This is a genomic window from Micromonospora sp. NPDC049580 (assembly GCF_040675595.1).
Classification (GTDB): domain Bacteria; phylum Actinomycetota; class Actinomycetes; order Mycobacteriales; family Micromonosporaceae; genus Micromonospora.
Genome location: NZ_JBFAPG010000506.1, coordinates 1 through 4535 on the forward strand (window position 1 = coordinate 1; position 4535 = coordinate 4535).

Sequence of the window (4535 nt, forward strand, 5' to 3'; positions counted from 1 at the left end):
CGGCCGGCGGCGAGCCTTCGCGGCGACTGGCGACCGGGTGCGAGGCTGGCGACATGTCGTCCGTACGCGAACCGCAGCCCTCCCCGCCGCGGGCCGGGACCGCGCGGTGGCGGCTGCGGTTGGTGGGGTGGCTCGGCCCGGCGGGTGCGGCCGTGGCCCTGAACCAGCTGGCCACCGTCCTCCCGCCGGTCGCCGTCGGCGCGGTGATCCTGGTGGTGGCGGTGGTGTACGGCCACAATCGACTCGACGAGCGCGCCCCGCTGGCCGAGGCGCTGCCCCGGATCCTGCTCTACGTCGCGGTCGCCGGTGTCGCGCTGGCCGTGACGACGCCGTCGTCGTGGGCCGGGCCGCTCACCCTGGTGGCGGTCGTGGCGATCGCCTGCGCCGCGCTGGTCGCCCGAGACCGGGCGACCGCCCTGACCTCGCTGGCGGGGATCAGCGTCTGCACCGCGGGCCTGTTCGTCGTCACCGACGCCGTCCACGTCGAGCGGGCCGGCGCCCGGTACGTCGGGGTGACCCTGGGGACCTTCGCCGTGGTGTTGGGCCTCCTCGCCCTGTACGACCGCCGGCACCTCTTCGGCGCGGACAGCCCCGGCCTCGCGGTGCTGCGGGAGGCCCGCGTGTCGTGGTCCCGAGCCGGCGCGCTGGGCGTGCTCAGCGTTCCCGCCAGCGTGAGTCTGGCTCGCGAGGGATCCCTGGTGACCGCCGCCCTGGTCGCGGTGGCCGGCCTGTGCTGGCTGGGCGTGACGCTCGTCTTCGTGTTGGCCGAGCGGCGCGACGCCCTCGCCGGGGCGCTGCTGGCGCTCAGCGGGGCGGCGGTCACCGTGCTGGGCCTGCTGGCGTTCCACGCCCAGCAGTACCCGGTCGGCATGATTGCCGTCACGGCGGGCGTGGCGATGGTGGGCGGCGGAATCTCGATGCTCGAATCGACGGGCGCGCTGGGGCGCCTGGGCGGTTGGCTGGCCCACCTGACCAAGCCGGCGGCTCAGCGCGCCGATGGCTGAGGGCCCTCCCCGGGTTGTGCCTGTCGCCGGGGCGTCACCTTCGTCCCGGCGGAATCGTTGCCGGGAATGAGGATTTGCACAATCCGGCAATCCCATCGACCACCGTGGACGGCCGAGACGCGATCGGGCCTGCCGCCGAGGATGGAGCTGGCAAACACCGGGGTGCAAGGTGCAGCCGGCCAGGGCCGGAACGGTTCCGCGAGGAACAATTGTCACGCCATCAAATAGATAGCGACCAATCTTGACTTGTGCATCGAGCCGGCGCACCGTGAAGGGCGCGCGGCAGATGCGCACCATTGTCGGCCCGCCTTCGGCGACGTACGGAATGCGAGCGCCGCTGGTTTCGCGCGGCGCGTCAGGAGGCGTTCGATGCAGTTGAATCCGTTTTCCGGGGTCTATCTCACCGATCCCGCCAGCGCCTGGCGACGCATTCTCGACGATCCCGACCGGGTGCCCTACGCCGAGGATCTGGACCTGTGGCTGATCAGCCGGCACGCGGACGTCCGACACGCCCTCGCCGACGCCGCGACGTTCGGCAACGCCCTCACCCTCGCCCCGATCTACGAGGTCTGCCCGGAGGCGATGAGCGTCATCATGCAGATCGACGCGCCACCGACGACGGCCGCCGCCGACCCGCCCACGCACCCCCGCACCCGCCGCGCCCTGCGGGCCACCTTCGCCAACACCGCGGACCGGGCCGAGGCCGAGTACGGCGCGATCGTCCGTCGCCGCGTCGACGACCTGGTGTCCCGGCTCGTCGCCCGGGCGGGCCGGCGGGCGGATCTCGTCGGTGAGTTCACCACCGAACTTCCGCTGCTGGTCATCCTGGACATCCTCGGGGTGCCGGACGCCGACGTCGACCAGATCCGGCGGTGGGCGGACGGTCAGCTCGCCCTGATCTGGGGGCAGCCGGACCCGCAGGAGCAGGTACGCCTGGCCCGGGGTCTGCTGGAGTTCTGGCACTACTGCCAGGACCTGGTCCGGCAGCGGCTCGACAGTGGACACGACGGCGCCGACTTCATCAGCCGGGCGCTGGCCTACCGCGACGACGACGACGCGGTGCTGACGGTGACCGAGGTGGCGAGCCTCGCCTTCAACCTGCTGGTCGCCGGGCACGAGACGACCGCCGGCCTGCTCGCCCACGCACTCGACGAGGCCCTGTCCGACCGGCAGCGATGGCAGGCGCTCGTCGCCGACCCGCGATCCGTGCCCGACTTCGTGACCGAGACCCTCCGGTTCGCGCCCGCCATCGACGGTTGGCTGCGGGTGACGCGCCGCGACGTCACCCTGGGCGGGGTCACCATTCCGGCGGGCGCGCGCTGTCTGCTGATGATCGGGGCGGCGAACCGGGACCCCGCGGTCTTCGCCCACCCGGACCGGTTCGACCCACGCCGCCGCGACGCCGCCGACCACCTGTCGTTCGGCCACGGCCCGCATTTCTGCATCGGCGCCGCATTGGCGCGACTGGAGGCCGGCGTGACTCTCACCCGACTCGCCGCTGCCATTCCCGGCCTCCGACTGGCACCCGAGCACCGCCGGTCGTTCAAGCCCAATGTTTCATTTCGCGCGCACCACACACTCGTCGCGACAATCGATATTCTGGCGCCTGCCGACGACCCGACGGAAGCTCCGGCCACCGCCACCGAGGCACACGCCGTCTGACGACGAGGACACCGGCGGCGGTGACCTGCGGGCCGACCGACGCGGCCGGATCGGACCGACACGACACGCCCCGGCCGCGCGGCGCGTGGCCTCGCGCGCTTTTCGCGGCGATCCATCTCGGCGCATGTCTTCACACCCATCGCGTTCAGGGTTAAGAATTGCCCCCTATGAATGTTCAGCCCGCCGGCCAATCTCGATCTGACACCTGCTGCTGATTCGCGGGTGCCACGAAGGTGAGCGCATGGAGCACACGCCCCCGCCGAGCGCCGCTCACTCCGCGGCCAGCCAACAGTTCCGCTGGGAGCTGCGCAGCTGCCGGGTCCGACGGGGACTGACCCAGCGGGCCCTGGCGGACCTGGTGCGGTTCAGCCGGGAGACGGTCGCCGCGGTGGAGTCGGGCCGCCGCTTCGGCAGCCACGAGTTCGCGGTGCGCTGCGACGACGTGCTCGACACCGGCGGCCTGCTGGCGTCCCTGTGGCCGCAGGTCGCGGCCGAGCAGTTGGCGGCCGATGGCCGACGGGGCCCACGATCCCCGGAGCAGGCGCGACTCGATCCGCCCGTACCGCGCCAGCGGAGTCGGCGCGACGCGCGCGACCCGGGCGCCGTGGTGGACGCCATCGACGAGCTGCGCGAGCTGATCGGCCAGGTGCTCAGCAGCCAACCGGAAGCGGACGATCCCGGGCCGCGCCGCGCGCCCGAGCACCTCGACGACCAGCGCTGAGCGCGGGCGCCCACGAACGACCGCCGTGCGCCACCGGCCGCTGACTCTGGGTACAGATGCTGGTACGGCCAGTTTGTACCACCGCCAGGTCTGGCCTCCGAGCGCGGGTTCCGGCGGAATGGGACTTGCATTCGGCAAGGTGCGGATAGACCGTCATCGACGAGTCGCGGGAGTCAATCTTGGCGTCGAGCACGAGGTCCCACGCGGCCCGACCCTACCCGAGGAAACGACGCGCCTGGAAGATCGCCGGCCGGATGCGCCTCATCGTGGCGGCGCCACTGGTGGCCGTGATCGGGTTCGCCGGCCTCGCGCTGACCGAGAGCGCACGCCAGACGACCCGCGCCAGCGACCTGGAGGTCGTGGCACGCCTCGGCGCCGAGGCCGGCGACCTGGCGTACCGGCTGCAACGCGAACGGGCCGCCGCCGCCGACCTGCTCACCCACCCCGACGCGGAGCAGCAGGACGCCTTCGGCGTGGAGCTGGCCGCCACCGACGCCGCCGTCGAGCGGTACCGCCGACAGCGCGACAAGGTGCCCGCCGACGCCAACGCGGCGCTCCTGCGCCGCGTCGACGCGGCGTTGGACGGCCTGCCTCCGCTGCGCACCCAGGTCCGCACGGCCGAGCACGCCTCGGTGTCCGCGATGACCTTCAGCTACCGCATCGCGATCGCCGACCTGATCACCTTCCGGGAGAACGTCTCGCACGGCGTCGTCAACGCCGGGCTCGCCGACGGGATCCGGGCCTCGGCCGCCCTGTCGAAGACCGCCGAGGCGATCGGCCAACAGCAGGTCGCCGTGCTCCGCGCCGTCGCCGCCGGCGAGTTGACCCCCGCCACCCAGCAGGACATCACCGCCGCCCGCACCAGCTACACCGAGTCCAGCCTGTCGTTCCTGGCCCTCGCCCCGACCGAGTGGAGCATCTGGTGGGAGCAGGCCGGCACCGGCAAGGAGGCGCTCGCCCTGCAACGGATGCAGGACGAGGTGTCCCGCGCCCAGCCGGGCACGCCACTGCGCCTGAAGACAGCCGACTGGGTGTCCACGACGCAGCAGCGCGCCGCCCGCCTCGCCGACCTGATCACCTTCCGGGAGAACGTCTCGCACGGCGTCGTCAACGCCGGGCTCGCCGACGGGATCCGGGCCTCGGCCGCC

The 4535-nt window shown here is 72.8% G+C and carries 4 protein-coding genes; all 4 read left to right on the forward strand.

Annotation, left to right across the window (positions count from 1 at the left end):
- Positions 1-1004: hypothetical protein (locus AB0J68_RS27945; RefSeq protein ID WP_363941352.1), on the forward strand; the 1004-nt coding region annotated here is incomplete at its 5' end.
- 369 nt (positions 1005-1373) lie between these two features.
- A complete protein-coding gene (locus AB0J68_RS27950; protein WP_363941355.1) occupies positions 1374-2666 on the forward strand; it encodes a cytochrome P450 in 1293 nt (430 codons plus the stop codon).
- Between the two features lie 241 nt (positions 2667-2907).
- A complete protein-coding gene (locus AB0J68_RS27955; protein ID WP_354862059.1) occupies positions 2908-3387 on the forward strand; it encodes a helix-turn-helix transcriptional regulator in 480 nt (159 codons plus the stop codon).
- Positions 3388-3641: 254 nt separating this feature from the next.
- The coding region (locus tag AB0J68_RS27960) for a nitrate- and nitrite sensing domain-containing protein (protein WP_363941358.1) at positions 3642-4535 on the forward strand (894 nt) is incomplete at its 3' end.

Bases quoted from the DNA above. Each gene is read 5' to 3' on its own strand.
- AB0J68_RS27950 (WP_363941355.1), top strand. From the start codon at position 1,374: ATGCAGTTGAATCCGTTTTCCGGGGTCTATCTCACCGATCCCGCCAGC.
- AB0J68_RS27955 (WP_354862059.1), top strand. From the start codon at position 2,908: ATGGAGCACACGCCCCCGCCGAGCGCCGCTCACTCCGCGGCCAGCCAA.